General features: G+C 40.0%; 13 protein-coding genes. 1 reads left to right on the plus strand and 12 read right to left on the minus strand.

The window, feature by feature from the left end:
- From K6D58_RS03360 to K6D58_RS03405, 10 genes are all read right to left on the minus strand, one after another.
- A partial coding sequence (locus K6D58_RS03360; protein ID WP_296827586.1) for a glycoside hydrolase family 16 protein occupies nucleotides 1-881 on the minus strand: 881 nt, incomplete at its 3' end.
- Between the two features lie 119 nt (nucleotides 882-1,000).
- Nucleotides 1,001-1,990: a hypothetical protein gene (locus tag K6D58_RS03365; RefSeq protein ID WP_296827588.1), complete on the minus strand. Its 990-nt coding sequence runs from the start codon at nucleotides 1,988-1,990 to the stop codon at nucleotides 1,001-1,003.
- A 63-nt stretch (nucleotides 1,991-2,053) separates the two neighbouring features.
- The gene (locus K6D58_RS03370; protein WP_296827590.1) at nucleotides 2,054-3,211 is read right to left on the minus strand and encodes a porin; all 1,158 of its coding nucleotides are present in this window, start codon (nucleotides 3,209-3,211) and stop codon (nucleotides 2,054-2,056) included.
- Between the two features lie 38 nt (nucleotides 3,212-3,249).
- Complete coding sequence (locus tag K6D58_RS03375) at nucleotides 3,250-4,458, minus strand: hypothetical protein (protein WP_296827592.1); 1,209 nt, start codon at nucleotides 4,456-4,458, stop codon at nucleotides 3,250-3,252.
- Nucleotides 4,459-4,574: 116 nt separating this feature from the next.
- A complete protein-coding gene (locus K6D58_RS03380; protein WP_296827595.1) occupies nucleotides 4,575-6,443 on the minus strand; it encodes a heparinase II/III domain-containing protein in 1,869 nt (622 codons plus the stop codon).
- A gap of 16 nt (nucleotides 6,444-6,459) precedes the next feature.
- Nucleotides 6,460-8,478, minus strand: a complete 2,019-nt coding sequence (locus K6D58_RS03385; RefSeq protein WP_296827597.1) for a heparinase II/III family protein — start codon at nucleotides 8,476-8,478, stop codon at nucleotides 6,460-6,462.
- Nucleotide 8,479: 1 nt separating this feature from the next.
- Nucleotides 8,480-9,655: a glycoside hydrolase family 88 protein gene (locus K6D58_RS03390; protein ID WP_296827600.1), complete on the minus strand. Its 1,176-nt coding sequence runs from the start codon at nucleotides 9,653-9,655 to the stop codon at nucleotides 8,480-8,482.
- 70 nt (nucleotides 9,656-9,725) lie between these two features.
- Nucleotides 9,726-10,679 carry a DNA-methyltransferase gene (locus tag K6D58_RS03395; protein ID WP_296827602.1) on the minus strand — a complete coding sequence of 318 codons (954 nt, stop codon included), beginning with the start codon at nucleotides 10,677-10,679 and terminating at the stop codon, nucleotides 9,726-9,728.
- On the minus strand, nucleotides 10,672-11,568 hold the full coding sequence (locus tag K6D58_RS03400) for a 1-acyl-sn-glycerol-3-phosphate acyltransferase (RefSeq protein ID WP_296827605.1): 897 nt from the start codon (nucleotides 11,566-11,568) through the stop codon (nucleotides 10,672-10,674). The genes K6D58_RS03395 and K6D58_RS03400 overlap by 8 nt, the downstream gene beginning before the upstream one ends.
- 80 nt (nucleotides 11,569-11,648) lie before the next feature.
- Nucleotides 11,649-13,787: a bifunctional diguanylate cyclase/phosphodiesterase gene (locus K6D58_RS03405; protein ID WP_296827607.1), complete on the minus strand. Its 2,139-nt coding sequence runs from the start codon at nucleotides 13,785-13,787 to the stop codon at nucleotides 11,649-11,651.
- A 118-nt stretch (nucleotides 13,788-13,905) separates the two neighbouring features.
- On the opposite strand from K6D58_RS03405, the gene K6D58_RS03410 reads away from it, so the two are divergent.
- Nucleotides 13,906-15,252: an MATE family efflux transporter gene (locus K6D58_RS03410; protein WP_296827609.1), complete on the plus strand. Its 1,347-nt coding sequence runs from the start codon at nucleotides 13,906-13,908 to the stop codon at nucleotides 15,250-15,252.
- Here K6D58_RS03410 and K6D58_RS03415 read toward each other — a convergent pair.
- Both K6D58_RS03415 and K6D58_RS03420 read right to left on the minus strand, forming a co-directional pair.
- Complete coding sequence (locus K6D58_RS03415) at nucleotides 15,206-15,901, minus strand: polysaccharide deacetylase family protein (RefSeq protein WP_296827611.1); 696 nt, start codon at nucleotides 15,899-15,901, stop codon at nucleotides 15,206-15,208. The genes K6D58_RS03410 and K6D58_RS03415 overlap by 47 nt on opposite strands.
- Nucleotides 15,898-17,475, minus strand: a complete 1,578-nt coding sequence (locus K6D58_RS03420; protein WP_296827612.1) for an ATP-binding cassette domain-containing protein — start codon at nucleotides 17,473-17,475, stop codon at nucleotides 15,898-15,900. Before K6D58_RS03420 ends, K6D58_RS03415 begins: the two co-directional genes overlap by 4 nt.
- Nucleotides 17,476-17,477 lie beyond the last annotated feature (2 nt).

Below are 17,477 nucleotides of genomic sequence, written 5' to 3' on the forward strand. Positions count from 1 at the left end.
GCAACAACTGCAGCTTTAGCAGGTTTTTCTACGTCTTCATTGTAGCTTTTCTTCTGGTAAACTTTTACATAGTCTACATACATTTTTGCATCATCAAGGGAAGGATCAAACTTTGTAGTTTCATCTGGATAACCAACCCAGCTTCCACCTACTGCCACGTTTAGTATGATGTAGAAGTTCTGGTCAAAAGGAGCAGGGTAGGTTATTTCTCCAAAGCCCGGTCTTTTTGTAAACCAGTCATTTGCTTTTTTGTAAAGTTTGCCGTCACAGTACCAGCGGATTTCTCCAGGTTCCCATTCCACAGCAAAGATATGAAAGTTATCTGCAAAGTTTTCTGCTTCTGTAACTTCATATGTTCCCTGTACCATGGCGTGGGGTTCTCCAAAGTGAAGGGTACCGTACAATTTAGAAGTGTCATTACCTAAAACTTCCATGATGTCAATTTCACCACACTTAGGCCACTGACCATAGTAGCTTTCATCACCCGGCATCATCCAGAAGGCAGGTAAGAATCCCGGCCCCTTTGGAACTTTAAGGCGGGCTTCAAATCTTCCGTAGGTAAATTCTTGTTTACCCATGGTGTTAATACGGCCGGATGTATATTCTACAGTGCCGTCTTTGTTTTCTTTTTTTAATGCCTGAATAATAAGGCAGCCGTCTTTTACATAAGTATTTTTTGTTGAATCATCATAGGACTGAAGTTCTGCATTAACCCAGCCCGGATCATGAAACTCATAGTTCCAGTTTTTAGTGTTAAGTTTTTTTCCGTTAAAATCTTCCTGCCATACAAGGTCTGCATCAGTGTATGCTGACTGACCAAAGGCTCCTGCAAAAGAGCTGGCAAGAAGGGTTGCTGAAAAAAGTAGTATTTGTTTTTTCATATTTACCTCAAGGTTTATCCTTAAAATTCTAGTAAAGCTTTTCTAAAAAAACAGCCGCCGCAGAAATAGACGAGGAGGAGACTGCGGCGGCCGGACAAAGTTTTGTTTAATAGAGTTCTTTATTCAAGAACGATTTTTGTAATGGTTGCTCCGTGGCCGATAAGTTTAAATCCGTCAGTCTTAATTGCAGTCCATTCATCAGCTGATGGTGTATAGCTGAAGTTTGCAGGAGTTGCAGAAGGAGCAGTTTCAAAAGAAACTCCATGAAGATCATCTGCGCTTTCAGAAGTTAAATCGATGGTGATACCGCTGCCACTTCCTGCATAAAGTTCAGTTGTTCCAGAAAGCATCTTAAACTTCTGGTAATCGCTTGTGCCGTCTGTAATGTAAGTAACTGTAATTTTTGATTCAGCAGTTGCAGTTGCAAACTTATCTGCAGAAACAGAAACAGCAGTACCCCAGTCAAGGGTTGCTTCTGAAGAAATAAGTCCGCAGTCAACAACTTCTTCTTCTTCTTCAGAAGCCTGTGCATTTGAATTAAGCAATGCCTGATATTCATGTTCGCTGGCTGACAGTTCTGCATAATAGCTGTTTTCTACTCCACCAGCATTCTGGTTTGTATCGATAAGTGCTACAACAATACTGCTGAGGTCTACAACATTTTTTCCTGCACCTGTAATCTCACCGCTGATAAGCTGGAAGGTTACTGTGTCTCCAACGCTGAGTGTCTGGTTAAGGGAAGGCTTTACCTTGTATTCCTTAAGGTTCTGGCTTTCTTCAAACTTAGCACCGTATTCATCAAGAGCAAATGTAAGGGTCGAAGAAGACATTTCTACTTCTACACCATTGACAGTTGCTGTCATTACTGCATCTTTGATTTTGATTGATTCATCTGAAGTATCATCTGTAGGTTTGTCATACTTAAGACAAAATACAACCTGATCTCCAGTTCCAGCAGAAGCAGTTGTAATAGGGAATTCAAGAAGGTTTCCTATTGGATCACTTGTTGAATTGTTTTCATCTTCACCACTTCCACTGCAGGCAGTAAGTCCTGCAACCATTGCTGTCATAGCAGCAAGTGTCATGATTTTGTTTAAAGCCTTTTTCATATTTTCTCCTTATGTTTATGGGTTTTCACCCAGAATTACCAGTTTTTCTGTCAGGTCTCTTTGTTAGAATTCAATAGAAGCGCTGAATGGAACAGACCATGTTACTCTTTCAGAAGTATCGTCTTTTGAATGAATGTCAACGCATACACCTGTATCAAGATTTACTTCGCCAATTTTAAGGGAAGTTCCACCCTGTAAAGTAAGGGCAAGGCTGTCGCTCAAATTGTCATCAAGGGTTACTGCATTTTCATCCATGTTCTTAACTAAAAGATATGGACATACTTCATCAGCAAGACCATAAGAGCCAAGATTGTATGCTCCCTTTACAAGGAACTCCAGATAATTTGGATCACTGTCTTTTCCTGTTGTACGGATTGTTACAGGAAGATGGGCTGTAAGTTTAAGGGCATCGATTGTGTATTCACAGTAAAGATCAATACAGCTTCCGTTCATTTCGTACTTGTCCTTGCTTGCTATGTAGTCAATTCCAAATACCGGCTGAATGAAGGCGTAAAGATTTTCGCTTTCGTAACCGGCACCAAAGCGTATTACCTTCCAGCTGTCCTTTCCGTTATCCCTGTAAGATGCTTCAAATCTGAATGGGCTAAAGTCATAGCTGGCTGTAAGACCCCATGCTGCATATTCAATGTCGTTGCTTCCCTGTTTTGTAATTCCACTTGAACCGATTCCTGGTGCAATAGCTGCAGAGATGGTAAGTTCTTCAAGAGGACTATAAGCAAGGGAGAATCCCATTTCATCAGTGTCAGCATTTGTAATGTAAGAAGGAACTGCGCTTCCCCTTGAAGAAAGGGCAAATGGGTTTCCTACTTTTTCTTCGTCTACACGTTCAATAAAAAAGTCATTGCGTCCTACATAGCCCAGGCGGACATTAAGTTCATCAAGAGGCTTAAACCAGATGTAAGTATTTCTTGCACTTGCGTTCCAGCCGTCTTCTGCCTTTGAGCTTCCTTCCAGTTCAAAGAAAAGTTCAAAGTGAGCTCCTGCCAGTCCCCCATCTACATCAATTTCAAGTCCGTTTTTGCTGTGGTCTTCTACTGCATCAAGGGCAAAAATATCGTAAGAAGCATCTGAGCCTTTTGTTTTGGATTCTTTTACAATGCTGCCTTCCATTGTTACTTTTGCAGTAGCTTCGTAGGCGGTTGCAAAAGATAATGCCAGTAAAGAAATTGCAGCACCTGATACTATTTGTTTTATTTTCATTTTTTCCTCCGTAAAATCTTTCTGATAAAAATATGTGACTAGAATTTAATTTCTGCCTTAACCGGAATCTTCCATTCAACTTTGTTACAGTTATTTGCATCTGTATAAAGTTTTGAATGAATTAAAAGTTCGTAACCAATATCGATTGTGCAGGGACCAATATTAAATTCAGCACCAGGTGTAATATCAAAGTTAACTGAATCCTTAAGCTGGTCATTTAAGCGGATAAAGGCATACTTGTTGTCTCCGTCATGATTCATGCTGCCGATTTTGATGTAAGGACTAAAAGAATCCATGTTTGCGATTTTGCCTGTGTTATATTTTGCTTCAAGAACATATTCAAAATAATCAGGATCTTCATCCTCATCTGTAAGACGGAATGTTAAAGGAAGGTGGGCAATAAAAGTCCATGCATCAACTTTGTATTCACCGTATAAATCCATACAGATACCGGAGAGTTCATATTCATCACTTTCAGATTTGTAATCAATTCCTAAGCAGCTCTGGGCAAAGGCGTAAATACCATTGTCTTCATAACCAAGGGCTGCACGGCAAACCTTCCAGCTCTGGCTTCCGTTGTCTCTGTATCCTGCCTGAAAGCATAACTTGTTGTAGTAGTAGCGGGCTGTAAGACCCCAGGCATCGTAAGTGCTGTCTGCATCTCCTGACTTGTTCCAGAAAGATTTACCAAAGTTTCCGGGACTTCCCCAGCGGCGGGCAATTCCTCCAGTTAATACAAGTCCTTCAATGGCACGGCTTTCAAAACCAAGACCCATTTCGTCAACGTCAGAATAGTTAATGTAGCCGGGATGTTTTGACCAGTCACGTTCGTTAAGGTTAAAGGGATTTCCTACTTTCCATTCGTCAATGCGTTCCTTATAAAGCTGATCGCAGCCTGTGTAGCCAAGTGTGATTTTGAGGGAATCTAAAGGTTTAAACCAGATATTGGATCTGCGGAAAGAAACATTTGAGCCGCTGCTACCCTGTAAAGATGAATTGACTTCATACCAGAGGGCAAGGCGGCCACCAAAAGAGCCTTCGCTAAAATCGATTACGATACCGTCGTCATCTTTTTGCGCTTTGGAATTGAGTTTGAAGAATTCATATTTTGCATCTTCACCCTCTTGTTTTGTTCCCTCAGCAAGGTTACCGCTAAGAATTGCCCGGGCCTGTGTTGTCAGAGAAAAGGCCCCGCTTCCGGCGGTAATACTTGTGAGGAAAATACATAAAGCTTGTTTGAAATTCAATTCTTTATGTCCTCCTTTCTTTGAATCTGAAAAAGATTATCAGTCCGAAAGTAAGGGGGACATATCAAAAAAATACTATTTATTTCAAAATAATATTTTTTTTAATAAGGAAGGATTTATTTTATTGTAAGGGTAAGCCTTGAAGCGTCAGAAGTTTTTATCTGAAGACGGTAAATAGTCTCCGGCCAGGTTCTTCTTAAGCGGGAATCTGTAACTTCTATAGCTTCGCTTTCTACCATTACGCTGCTGTCACAGTCAATTTTTATACTGCCTTCATCAGCAACTTTAATTGTAGAAGTATTTGCATCGTAAACAGCCTGGTCTTTAAGCATTAGGTTCATCACTATTGAAGATTTATTTTTATTCTTAAAGGCAAAGCTGTCTTCTATAACAACAGCAGATTCAGAAGTAGAAATCTTTCTAAGGTAAGAAGTAAGCCCCGCATCTTTTGTATAGGCTTTTGCAATATCCATGCTTATGGAATCGCCGTCTATTTTAACATCAGAGGCTGCATATTCTTTTCCATCATGTTCCATTGCACCGTTGATTTCAGCAAGGTTGTGATAGGAACTCTGCATTGTCCATATTTCATAACGCTGGGGAGAGAAGGTTTTCTGAGTATAGTTTTCTACACCAACATCAATAATAAAAGGTTTGCCATTTTTATAAACAATAAAACTGCCGGTATCGTTGTGGTTGTGACTGTCTGCATTGTTTCCGGCTTTAGAAGCTGTAGAATAGATTCCCTTGTGAACAATAAAGACACCTATACTCTGATACCAGATGTTTTTGTTAAAGCTATCTTCTTTACTGTGACAAACTGTGGCACTGTTAATTTCTTTATCTGCAAAAAGGGATTGTAAAGTGTAGTAAAGGTTGCTTTGTGAAAGTTTATTTGCAGCAAGATCAAAAAGCTTTTCTTTTACGGAAGAAGCCTTCCACTGTTCAGCTGCAAAAGATGTAAGGGCAGAAGAGTTTACTGCTTTACCAAAAAGGTATTCCCTGGCTCCGGATTTACCGGCTTTTGGGGAACAGTCAGCAAAATTAAAGAAGTATTCCGAGTGGGGAATATTCATATTTAAAATGTATTCTGCAATATTTTTTATTTTACTAAGTTTATAAATGTCATCTGTAAGGCCGCCGCTTACCCTGCTTATTATGTCTGCAGCATTGTAAAAGGTAAGGCCTGCATGGCGGTAGTATTCAGCACCTTCAGAACAGCAGCCGTCTTCTCCGTAGTCTTTAAGAAAGCAGTCCATGCTGTAAAAAGCTTTCTTTAAAACAGCTGTCCTTATTTCATTACTGTGGGGAAGAATAAAGGCAGCAAGCAGGGCATTCTGTGTACACCAGGGAGTCCAGTTACACATAGGTTCATCCCCGTCACCCATCCACCAGAAGTGTTCATTAAGGTAAGGAGTAATGATACGGCGTTCAAGTTCCTGCTCTATGCGCTGACAAATCATTGGAGAATCTCCGTCCAGTTTTTCTTTAAGAAGATACCAGGTAAGGGAGAGAAGGTTTGCAGTTTCTCCTGCAAAAAGTTCAAAGATAGGACGGCTGGCATCAGGATAAGGAAGCTGGGGAGTGTCTCTTGTGTAAGAGTTGTGGGCAGGAAGATGCCATGCACTTTCTTCACAGATTAAAAAAATTCCATCTGTAATAAGTTCAAGGTATCTTCCTTTGTTTTCAATACATTCAGCAAGAACAAGAATTATAAGAAGGGTACGTCGGTTAAAATGATTGTTTTCAAAATTAACTCTGTTTCCGTTTTTATAAAAGTCATGCCATAAGGAAATAGGAAGAAGAGGCCAGCCTTCACTTCTTATTTTAGTAGCAGCAAGTTCTGCCTGCTCAAGTATGTAGTTTTTTAATTCTCCATTCATACCATCCCAGGCTTTTCTGTCACTGACTTTTGCAAAGGGAGTAAAGTCTTTAAGTAAAGAAGGTATTTTGTCTGAATAAGAAGTAAAGGTTGTTTCGTTCATGATTTCCTCTTGTATTTTAAACGTTCAGCATTGTTCCGATTTCACTTTCACCGGCAGCCCTGTCAAAAACAGTTACGTTTCCAAATCCTATGCAGCCGTCAACAAGATAGGTATCTGTTGGTGTTGCATATTCTTCATGGGCTACAACAACAACATAATCTTTTTTACCCTTAGTAATTTTAAGTGCCTGAATTTGTGAATCATTAAAGGTCCAGTTCTTAAAATTAGAGCGGAGTGGAATAAGCTGGGCTTTTACTTCTTCAAATTTTCCGGCTTTGTTAATCGAAATTACCGTAAACATAAAGGTAGAAGCTTTTGCCTTCCATTCAGTTTTAAGGCTTTCGTTGTTTTCTACAGCGTTGTAGTGGCGGGAAAGTCTTGTAGCAATTTTTTCTGTTTTTCCATCAGGGCAAAGTAAAAGAACCTGAGCTTCGTTTTTGCTGCTCTTGTACTTCCAGTTGCCAGCAGAACTTTCTGTAAGCTGTCCCTTGTTGTTAAAGTGAAGGAAGTTCTGGTAGCTGTGATTTCCGTTTGTATAGAATTCGTCAGCAAGAATAAAAATATCCGGCTTAATGTAAATAACGCGGCGGTTTGCAAATACTCCGCCTTTGCTGCTTGTCATGTAGCCGATATGTCCGCCTTCTGCATAGGCATATTTTTCAAAGTCCTTAAACTTCTGGTTAACTGCCCTGTCCAGATGTGAACATTCCCAGCTGTCTATGTAATTGTAACAGCTTGCTCCGTCAACAATAGTTGTGTTATGGGCTGCTGCATCCTTAAATTCAAAACGCTCAGGTTTATTTACATAAGTGTAGCGTCCTGAATCCATAAGGATATCTTCTTCGTTGGCATAAAGGTCAATGTGAAGCTGGTCTGAGTGACCGTGGCCTGCACCTAAAGTACCGCAGTGAAAGTGAAGGAAAGTATCTTTGTCTGTCCATCCGCTTCTCATGTAAATGTTGCCAGATTCAGCAAGTGCTACAGTAAGTGAAGAAGGATGTTCAGTCTTCATGTTTTTATATTCTTCTGCAAGTTCTGCTCCAACTTCCCAGGCAGAATCAAAGTCCAGTTCAGGGTATCCGCTTCCCTTAAGTACAGGGTCGTGGAAGAAGGCAGCACCGATTGTAGTAACATCCCTTACGTCAATTTCGTCACTGTCACCGTTAGAGATTTCTTCTCCGTTTGGTTTCTGCCAGTAAACATTTGCAAGGGCCATTTTATGAACTCTTTCTGTAAATCCTTCAGGCAGCTGAATATTGTTTCTTTCTGCAAGAATAACAACAGTGTAGAAAAGCTGGGTTACTTCGTTGTGGTACATAGGGCTCTGTTCCCACTGGGCACCATCATCATAAACCTGAAGGCGGATTTCTGTATCAAGACGTTTAATTGCTGTCTTTACATATTCCTTAGTGCGTTCAGTTTCCGGCAGCATAAGGCCTGCTACAAAAAGACCGTGGTTGGCCATTACACCCCAGTTACTCATCATGTTGTACCAGTTCCATACAGACATAATGAATTCTGCGTGAACTGTCATGCTTTCTACAAACTTATCCATTACTTCTTCTGTAATGGCAGGGCTTCCCTTAAAGTACATCATTGCCTTAATCCAGTATTCCATACGGAGGCCTGTTTCAAGGGTACGCCAGGCTTTGTCATTTTCTTCTGTATGAGGAACGCTTTCTATCCATCCGAGAAGCTGATTAACAAAAGCCTTTGCATATTTTTCATCTTTAGTAACAGCATAAGCCTGACCAAGACAAATCCAGAATCTCATTCTGTTAAATGCAAAAATAAATTCCGGATCATCACCAGGCATGTAAAGCCAGTCAATTTTATCTTTAAAAATTACAGGCTCTGTTGTTTGTTCCATATCCCATCTAAGGTCAAATTTAAATTCCTGACGGCATACTTCATCTGCAACACGGAGAACATGTTTAAGTTCATCCTTGCAGTTTTTCTTTACATATTCAGCAGTAAGGTCCCTGTCATTAAAGAAAAACTTGCGGCCCTGATTAAAAAATTTGTTAACGTCCATTTTACCAGTATAACTCCCAGCTTGGATTTACAATGCGGGTAAGGGCTTCCATGTAGAAGTAGTCACCCCAGGATGTACATTCATCAACACCTTCCGGTGTACATGTATTGTAAGGAGATTTCTTGCTGTATGTTCCATGAAGAAGAAGTCCGTTTGATTTAGAAAAATCCTTTACTGCATATTTATCAACAAGAGCTTTAAGAAGAACCCTTGCCTTGCGTTCAAGTTCCTTGTCTCCTGTCTGGGCAGCCATGTCTAAAAGACCACAGGCAACGATACAGTCAGAAGAAGAATCCCTTGGTTCAGTTTCTCCATCATGAGTAGCATTGTCATCGTTAAAAATCATATCCCAGTAAGGAACATTGTCTTCCGGCAGGCGGGACAGATAAAAGTCAGCTGTGCGGTGGAAGGCTTTAAGATATTCTTCGTTAGGATCATAGCGGTATGCCAGTGAAGAGCCGTAAACACCCCAGCTCTGTCCTCTTGCCCATACAGAATCATCTGCGTAACCCTGACAGGTTCTTCCGTAAAGTGGAGCACCTGTTTCGCTGTCCATAAAGAAAGTATGGTAAGTAGAACCATCTGCACGAATAGAATTTTTCATACAGGTCTGTGTGTGAAGGCGGGCAATTTCTGCATATTTTTTGTCGCCGGTTTCTCTTGTTGCCCAGTAAAGAAGTGGTGTGTTAAGAAGACAGTCTACGATGTAGCGGTAGTTTTCTTTTTCTCCAAGAGCACCCCATGCCTGAATAAAGTTTCCTTTAGACTGAAAGCGGGAGATGAGCTGGTCTGCAGCCTTAATTGCAGCACTGCGGCCCATGTCACTTTTAATAAGTTTCCATGCAGCAACACAGCTTGGAGAATATAAAAATCCCATGTCATGATGATCTACAGAAATCTTGTTTTCGATTCTGTGGTTCATGCTTTTAACATGTTCAAGGGCGGCATTCTTAAAAGCTTCATCTTTTGTGTATTCATATGCGAGCCAGATTTCTCCAGGCCAGAAGCCCGTTGTCCACTGATCATTCTTACACTGAGGATAAAAATTGTTTACGCTTGAGTGATTCTGGGAACTTGTAGTGAATTCACCTAAATTGCGGCGAACCTGTTCAATGCATTTTTCTAAAGCAGCACGTGCTTCATCGTCGGTTAAAACCGGGGAATTGTCTCTAATCATAATACTTAACTGTAACCCTAAATCTACAGTAATGCAAGTGTGATATTAACTTATTAAAAGTGATATCAGATTAGCGACCGCTATTCCTTTCCCAGAAAACACCTTCGCTGTAACCCTGAATGCTTTTGTCAATGTCTGCATCAGCCAGGCGTTTTTCTGCCCAGGTACAGTACTGGGGGCTCTGTTCAATACCCAGATAGTGACGCCCCAGTTTTTTTGCAGTAACACTGCTTGTTCCGCTTCCAAGAAAAGGGTCAAAAACAAAGTCTCCCGGATTACTTGAAGCAAGAATCATTTTTGCAATAAGTTTTTCCGGTTTTTGAGTAGGGTGGGCTGTGTTTTCTGCCATACTCCAGAATGGAATTGAAATATCATCCCAGAAGTTTCCGGGGCAGGTATCCCTAAAGTTACCATCTTCGTTTTCATTCCAGTCTTTAGGAACGCCGTTGACTTTATAGGGAGCAATAACCTTACGCCTGAGTTTTACGGCATCAAGGTTAAAGGTAAATTCATTATTTATAGTGCAAAACCAGATATCTTCCATGGAATTTTTCCAGTTGGCTTTTGCACCCCTGCCTTTTTCCCTCTGCCAGGTAATACGGTTTTGTATTATGAGTTTTTTCTGATCTTCAAGGGAACAAAGCACGTCAGCAATAACCATGGAACTTTTCCAGTCACAGCAGATATAAAAGGAAGCATTTTTTTTAAGGCAGGGAAGAAGCTTTGTAATCCAGTTAAGAGTGTATTCAAAATAAGTCTGTCTGTCTTTTGCTGAAAATTTATTCTCTGCGTAAGTTTTGCTAAGGTTATAGGGAGGATCGATTATGGCAAGGTCAACAAATTCTGACGGAAGCCTTTCCATAATTTTAAGAGTGTCACCGTTAATTGTTTTGTCGGTAATTTTTTCTATACTGTCAGTAAAAGTAAGCTGGTCATCTCCAGCCCCCTGAAGGCATCTGTCAAAGAATTCTTTTCCTTCTTCAACAGATATGTCCAGGGTTTTGTTTCGCTGGGATTTAGCCATTATTTTTTGCTTCGATTTCGTTATGCTGCTTTTCAAGAAGATCCATTACGTGATCAATCATCTTCTGTTTTGGGTCAGCTTCATCAGCAGGAAGGGAAGCAAGATATTCATCTCTGAAAGGTTTGCATTCAATTACTTCGTGAGCGCCAAAAATAGTTACGGCTGGTGCACAAAGGTCATTAAGCATGTTTTCATCCTGAATCTCAAGAATTGAACCATTGATTGAAACAAGAAGTACTACATCAAAAAGACGAAGGTAGCTGTCTATTTCTTTAAGCCCCCTCTTTGTCTCCGGATGTCCAGGGCGGTAACGGGTACCACTTGGGAATACAAGAATAACTTCTCCCCTCTTTTTACATTCAGTCATTGCCCTCATGGCAGCCATGTTGATTTTGCGTGCCTTCTGTTCTTCTGCCTTAGCTTCTTCTTCTGATGCAGCGTCGGCTTCTTTTTTATCAAGAGAGCGGGTAGGGTAAATAACAACGCGGGTAAAGCTTTCTGCAAAAGCGCGAACAGTTGGGTCAGCTTCGTTAAGCTTCATACCTGCAATTGCTACAATTCTTTTAGAAAGATCTGCTACTTTTGGGTTGCCTGATTTTTCCAGCATGTAGCAGAAAGAAGGAAGGTCTGTATTGGAATAATGTTCCATAAGAATAAGACCGCTTTTTCCTGACTGAACAAGGTCATAGAATTTTTCAAAATTCTCTATGCCCTCCAGATGGCTTTCTGGAAGTGTATTGTCCTCTACAAGCATATCCATGATTTTTCTGGTGCCTGGATTTGCAACCTGATAAACATTTGTTTCATCAATTTTAGCTGCAGCGTGTGAAAGTTCACCAAGTTTCTTAAAAGAATCGGCATAACGCTTGTATAACGGAATTTTTTCCATAGTGTCCTCGAAATTTTGTTAAATATGGTACCTTTAATTTTAAAATGTTTAATCCCTCAATGTCAATTATCCTGAAGAAGTTAAATCATTTTATCCAGATATGCAAAGAAGTCTTCGTCAGACCTTGGTTTAGAAAAATAATAGCCCTGAATGGCATCGCAGTTGAGCTTTTTAAGGAAGTCCAGCTGTTCCTTAGTTTCTACACCTTCTGCAACAACATTCATTTTCTTAAAGTGGGCAATTTCTATGGTATGACGTAAGATTTCGTCTCCTCCTTCATTACCGATGTAGTCTATAAGACTTTTGTCCAGCTTAATAACGTCAAAAGGAAGAATATTCAGACAGCTTAAAGAAGAAAGACCTGTTCCAAAGTCATCCATGTGAATCTTAAAGCCTTCCTTTTTAAGGGTTTCGGTAAGCTCCTTAATTTTAAGGCCGTTGTCAGCAAAACTTTCCGTAAGTTCAAGAGGAACATAGTCAGGAATTATGCTTTTGTCTTTTATAATATTCTTGTAGCGCTGAATCAAACCGCTGTGGTGAAGGCTGGCCCTGGATACGTTTATAGAAACAGGAACAATGCTTTTGCCTTCATTAAGACGCTTTCTTATATGCTGGCAGACTGTTGTAAATACATATTCATCCAGCTTTACGATAAGACCGTCCTTTTCAAAAAGAGAAATGAATTCCCCTGGAGAAATTATTGTTCCATTAGGCTGAATCCATCTTACCAGAGCTTCTGCCCCTACAATCTTTTCTTCCTTGGCAGAAAATTTAGGCTGATACCATACTTTAAACTCATCGTTTTCCAGAGCCTTAGGGAAAGAAGCTTCAAGAAACTGTTCCCTTATGTGAACTTTACTTACAGTACCGTCATAATTTGCAAAGTGAACATCATAATTGTGCTTAATGCTTTTAGCAGCAAAAAGAGCCCTGTCGCAAATAATGTTTATGGAAGTGCTGTGGTCTATATTGCCGTAAAAACCAAAGTTGATGTTAAAGTTCTGTATCGGGGCGTGGCTTATAATTCCTTTTATCTGATCAAGAAATTCATTTTCTGCCGAACGTCTGCTTGTAGGAAAGAGAACTATAAAGGAGTCTCCGCCGTAACGACCTATAATTCCGTAAGGTTCAAGCTTTTTATATTCAATTGCAAGGTATTTAAGTAAGTTATCTGCTTCTGTCGTACCATAAATGCTGTTAAGGAACTTAAAGTTTTCAATGTCCCCAAGAAGTACGTCAAAGCTTTTGTCCGGATTATTTTTTAAGAGTTTTGAAGCCTTGTCAAAAAAGGCCTGTCTGTTAAGAACACCTGTAAGCTGGTCATATTCAAAAAGATGAAGTTTTCTGGAAGTTTCCTGCATTCTCTTAAACAGCAGGAGAAAGACTGTTAAAACGATAGCTATGGAAATCAATATGTCAGGAATTAAATCCTGTACTGTTACCCAGCCTTCTACAGGTTCAACAGAAAGGTACCATACGTCATTAGGTACTTTTATCTTGATTTTTACACTTCTTGAAACATCTTTAGTAGTATCAGCAAAGATAAAGCCATGTTCGTTTGTGTAAGTGTGGTTGTTATTGGTCTTCCATACACCAAAGTTATATTCTTCAGAAGAAGTATCCAGCTGATTAATAATCTGATTTACAAATCTTTCCCAGTCCAGAACAACTGTGGTAAAGGCATCAAATTTGTCATCCTTAAAAATAGGGTTTCTGATAATAAAGCCAGGCTTTCCGTTTTTAAGGATATGAGGTCCGGCAACAGTAATTTTTCCTGTATTGATGGCTTTAATTGCCTTTTCTCCCTGTTCCGTGTCATTAATCATGTTAAAGCCTATGGTTGACTCTTTAATCTCTTCCGGCCAGGCATGAGTAATGGTTCCCATTGGTGCTAAAAAGAATTCACTTATGGAATCAGAGGATTTACTTAAGTCTATACAGATCATGTCAAAGTTTGTAAGAAAATTGTCCCTGTAATTAAGATAGAGACTTTTCATTGACTGGGTTATGTAAAGACTGGAGTTAACAATAACAGTAATTCCCGAAGCAAGACTTTCTCCATAAATTCTGGCTGTGTCTTCCTGAGCCTGTCTTCTGGATTTATAAATAAGGGAAAGTGAAAAAATTTGAACAATAATACATATGAGCATTATTACAGAAAGAATGCTCTTTTGAGCTGGGGAAAGTGATATTCTGGTGTTCTTTTTTCTGAAAATCACCTCTATATTATAATCCCACTTTTGATAAATTTCATTTTTTATGTATTTTTTTTAACCTGCTTGACATTAATTCATTTAAGTTTAGTATGCAGGTTTATTATTAATTCAGGATGCAGTTATGAGTGAAAATTCTGTAGAAAATAAAACATTATCAGTTGTAAAACTTGCCTGGCCAATGTTTGTACAGCAGCTTCTTTCCATGTTCCTGGGATATGTGGATACCATTATGGTAAGTCACTATTCTGACAATGCTGTAGGAGCTCTGGGTAATGCTAACCAGATAATCGGCTTTTTACTCCTTGCCTTTTGCGTTATCAGCAGTGCTTCCGGTGTAATTATTTCTCAGTATCTGGGTGCTGGAAAATCCGGTAAAGAAATGAATCAGATTTATTCCCTTTCCGTTGCCTTTAATATTTTTATCAGTCTTTTTATTTCTATAATACTGGCTTTTTTTTCAAGGCAGCTTTTATCCCTGATTAAAGTTCCTTCTGTAATGATGGATGATGCCTCTGCCTACATGAAAATCGTAAGCCTCTTTTTATTTGCCAATGCTGCTGTAGGAATTTTCAGCCAGATATTCAACTGTAACGGAAAAACCTTTTTTGGCATGATAATCATGTTTGTTATGAATATCCTTAATATTGCCGGTAACTATATGTTCCTTTATGGACCCCTTAAAAAACTTAATATGGGTATTTCCGGAGTTGCAGCTTCTACTTCTGCCAGCAATGTAATTGGTTTTGTTTTATGTATCTTTTTCTTCTATAGAATAATAGGCGGCCGTTTTTCCCTCAGGCATTTTTTTCCATTCCCAGGCAAGCTTCTTGCAAAAATGATAAAGCTGGGGATTCCTGCTGCAGGAGAAAGCTTTTCTTATACCGGTTCCGTTACGGTAATAGCTGTTTTTATTAATATGCTGGGGCCTGATTCAGTTACGGCAAAGTCTTACTGTAATATTCTTACAGGTTTTTCTACAGTATTTTCAAATGCCATAGCAAATGCTGTTTCCATAATTACGGGGCATGCTGTCGGAGCCGGCCGTTATGATTACGCCTATAAAAAAGTGTTAAAGTGTCTGGCCTGGGCAATGGGAATTACCCTTATAATAGCTTCCGTAAACTGGCTTATTTCTCCTTACACCCTTTCTTTATTTACTCAAAACGAAAGTATTATAAAAATTGGCAGCAGTGTAATGCTTGTAGCTCTCTTTTTAGAAATCGGTCGTGTTACAAACTATGTAGTTATAAGAAGTATGAGGGCAGCAGGGGATATTCTCTTTCCTGTTACCTTAGGAATATCTTCCATGTGGGGAATTTCCATTGCAGCTTCCTGGTTCTTTGGTATTTTCTGCGGTTTTGGTCTTGCAGGAATATGGATGGGAATGGCTGCTGATGAAATCTTCAGGGCAGTGGTTGTCTTTATTCGCTGGCAGAAGGGCAGCTGGAGAGGCCGCAGGGTGGTATAAATTCTACTCCATTGTCTAAAAATAAATTTATGAGTTTTTCAAAGTAATTCTTTTCCATGTCTTCAGTTTCTGTGTGGTCATGGATAAGGATTACCGGAATAAAATCCCTGAACTTTTCCTTATCAGCCTTCCATTCAGTAAGAAAATTTTCTGCTTTCTTGTAAATCTCACTGAAAGAGATTCCGCTGACTGGTCTTACCTTGTATTCCCTAAAATCAAAGTCCCAGAGGACGCTGTGTCTCTTTTTTAAGGCCATGGCAGAGTCTTTTAAAGGTGTAAAGCCCTGATTTTTAAGAAAATCATCCAGGGAATCTTCTAAAGCAGACCCGCAGTCACCGTATGGAAACCTGAATGCCTTAAAGGGTCTTTTGATTCCAGCCTTCTTGTAGAAGCTTTCTATTAATCTGTCGTTTTTTAGTATTTCTTCCCTGGCTTTTTCCATTGTAAGGGAAGTAAAGGCCGGGTGACTGTAGCTGTGGTTGCCAAGAACCATGCCTTTTTTTATTGCGTATACACAATTATCTGCAAAAGCATCGGCCCTCTGACCCCATACAAACATTAGAGCTTTAATCTGTCTGTCTGTAAGGTAGTCAGTGAGGATTGCCGTTCTTTCTGTAGCAATGTCGTCTACTGTCAGGTAAGCTTTCATTTTTCTTCTATAATCTTAAACATTGGGTCTTCCCCAGGGTGAAGTTCCAGGATGTGCTTTTCGCAGGGACGTACTTCCGAAGGATCATGGGTTACATGAAGAAGGGTGGTGGTTCCTGTTTCTGCAACAGTTTCTATTAAATCCAGAAGCTTGGTACGGTAATCTTCATCAAGACCGTGGCATGGTTCATCAAGAATAAGAACCTTTGGATTTTTAACGGCAGCCCTTATTATAAGAATAGCCCTCTGTTCACCGTAGCTTAAAGAAGAGAAAGTGTCGTTTTCCCTGCCTGCAAAACCTGCAAGTTTAAGCCAGGCTCTTGCCGTTGCCTTTTCAAAGTCCGTAGGAATCTCGTAAAGACCGATACTGTCCTTAAAGCCGGAAATTATTACGTTTTCAAGGCTTGTTCCACCAACCATGCGGTATTCAACATGAAGCCTGTAGCTTACGATTCCCAGTTTACGCTTAATATCCCAGATTGTTTCTCCGGAACCACGGCGCTTTCCAAAAATCTTTATGTTTTCCCTAAAGACCTGCATGTTGTCTCCGGTTATAAGTTCAAGAATAGTAGTTTTTCCGGAACCATTAGGTCCTCTTATAAGCCAGTGAATGCCCTTACGGATTTCCCAGTTAAGGTTTACAAGAACATGGTGATCTTCCCAGCCCACATTTACGTTTTCAAAGCTTATAAGGCTTTCTTCTGTTGAATCATCTTCCGGGGCAAGGGCATGGCTTTCTTTTCTTATAGTTTCCAGTTCTTCCAGAAAAGCCTTCTTTGTTTTTTCCCTTTCTTCTTCTTTTTTAGCCCTCTTTTCCATAACAAGAGCTTCGTATTCCTTTCTGTCACCGCAGAATGAAACTTTTTTGTCCTTAAACTCTATTACCTTGTTAATATTGTCTGGAATTTCATGAAAGCGTTCCATACAAAGTATGATTTTAGGAAAACCTGAATCCTTATCTGAATTTGTCTGCCTGTGGGAAAGGGTGTCAAAGAATTCCAGGAGTATGCGGCGGCTTTCTGCATCAAGACCGGCAAATGGATCGCTTAAAATTAAAAGTCCGCATCCTGACAGCAGGGCACGGCATAAAAGGGTACGCCTGATTTCTCCTGTAGACATGTAACGCAGGCCCCGGTCAAGGATTTTTTCTACGCCGCAAAGCTTTACCTGAGGAAAAGTTTCCAGTCTGGCAGCTATAGGGGGAAGGGGAGCACCTTTTTTAGAGGAACCGCCAAGAACTTCACATATATACTGTCTTCCCGTACGGCCAATATCTTCTTTATCCATGTATTCGCTTTCGTCCCTCATGCGTTCTTCTTCTATTAAAGAAGCTGCTACTTCAAGGGACACAGTAGCAACATTACCTGCAAAAGAGTTTTCTGCCAGTGAATCTTCTGCCAGTGGAGTAAAATCTGCTTTTCCTGACAGGGCATCAATAAAGGCTGCCTTACCACCCCCGTTAGGCCCTGTAATAAGCCATGCCTGAGAGCTGTTCATGGTAAAGTCCACATTATTAAGGATTGTTACTGAGTTTTTGCTTACGGAACAGTTTTTTATCTGAATTAAGTTTTCCATAC

Origin of the sequence: Treponema sp., assembly GCF_024696245.1 — a bacterium.
Taxonomy (GTDB): Bacteria; Spirochaetota; Spirochaetia; order Treponematales; family Treponemataceae; genus Treponema_D.

Excerpts from the sequence above, each read along its gene's own strand:
- K6D58_RS03365 (WP_296827588.1), bottom strand. The coding sequence starts at position 1,990 with ATGAAAAAGGCTTTAAACAAAATCATGACACTTGCTGCTATGACAGCA.
- K6D58_RS03370 (WP_296827590.1), bottom strand. The coding sequence starts at position 3,211 with ATGAAAATAAAACAAATAGTATCAGGTGCTGCAATTTCTTTACTGGCA.
- K6D58_RS03380 (WP_296827595.1), bottom strand. The coding sequence starts at position 6,443 with ATGAACGAAACAACCTTTACTTCTTATTCAGACAAAATACCTTCTTTA.
- K6D58_RS03385 (WP_296827597.1), bottom strand. The coding sequence starts at position 8,478 with ATGGACGTTAACAAATTTTTTAATCAGGGCCGCAAGTTTTTCTTTAAT.
- K6D58_RS03390 (WP_296827600.1), bottom strand. The coding sequence starts at position 9,655 with ATGATTAGAGACAATTCCCCGGTTTTAACCGACGATGAAGCACGTGCT.
- K6D58_RS03395 (WP_296827602.1), bottom strand. The coding sequence starts at position 10,679 with ATGGCTAAATCCCAGCGAAACAAAACCCTGGACATATCTGTTGAAGAA.
- K6D58_RS03400 (WP_296827605.1), bottom strand. The coding sequence starts at position 11,568 with ATGGAAAAAATTCCGTTATACAAGCGTTATGCCGATTCTTTTAAGAAA.
- K6D58_RS03410 (WP_296827609.1), top strand. The coding sequence starts at position 13,906 with ATGAGTGAAAATTCTGTAGAAAATAAAACATTATCAGTTGTAAAACTT.
- K6D58_RS03415 (WP_296827611.1), bottom strand. The coding sequence starts at position 15,901 with ATGAAAGCTTACCTGACAGTAGACGACATTGCTACAGAAAGAACGGCA.
- K6D58_RS03420 (WP_296827612.1), bottom strand. The coding sequence starts at position 17,475 with ATGGAAAACTTAATTCAGATAAAAAACTGTTCCGTAAGCAAAAACTCA.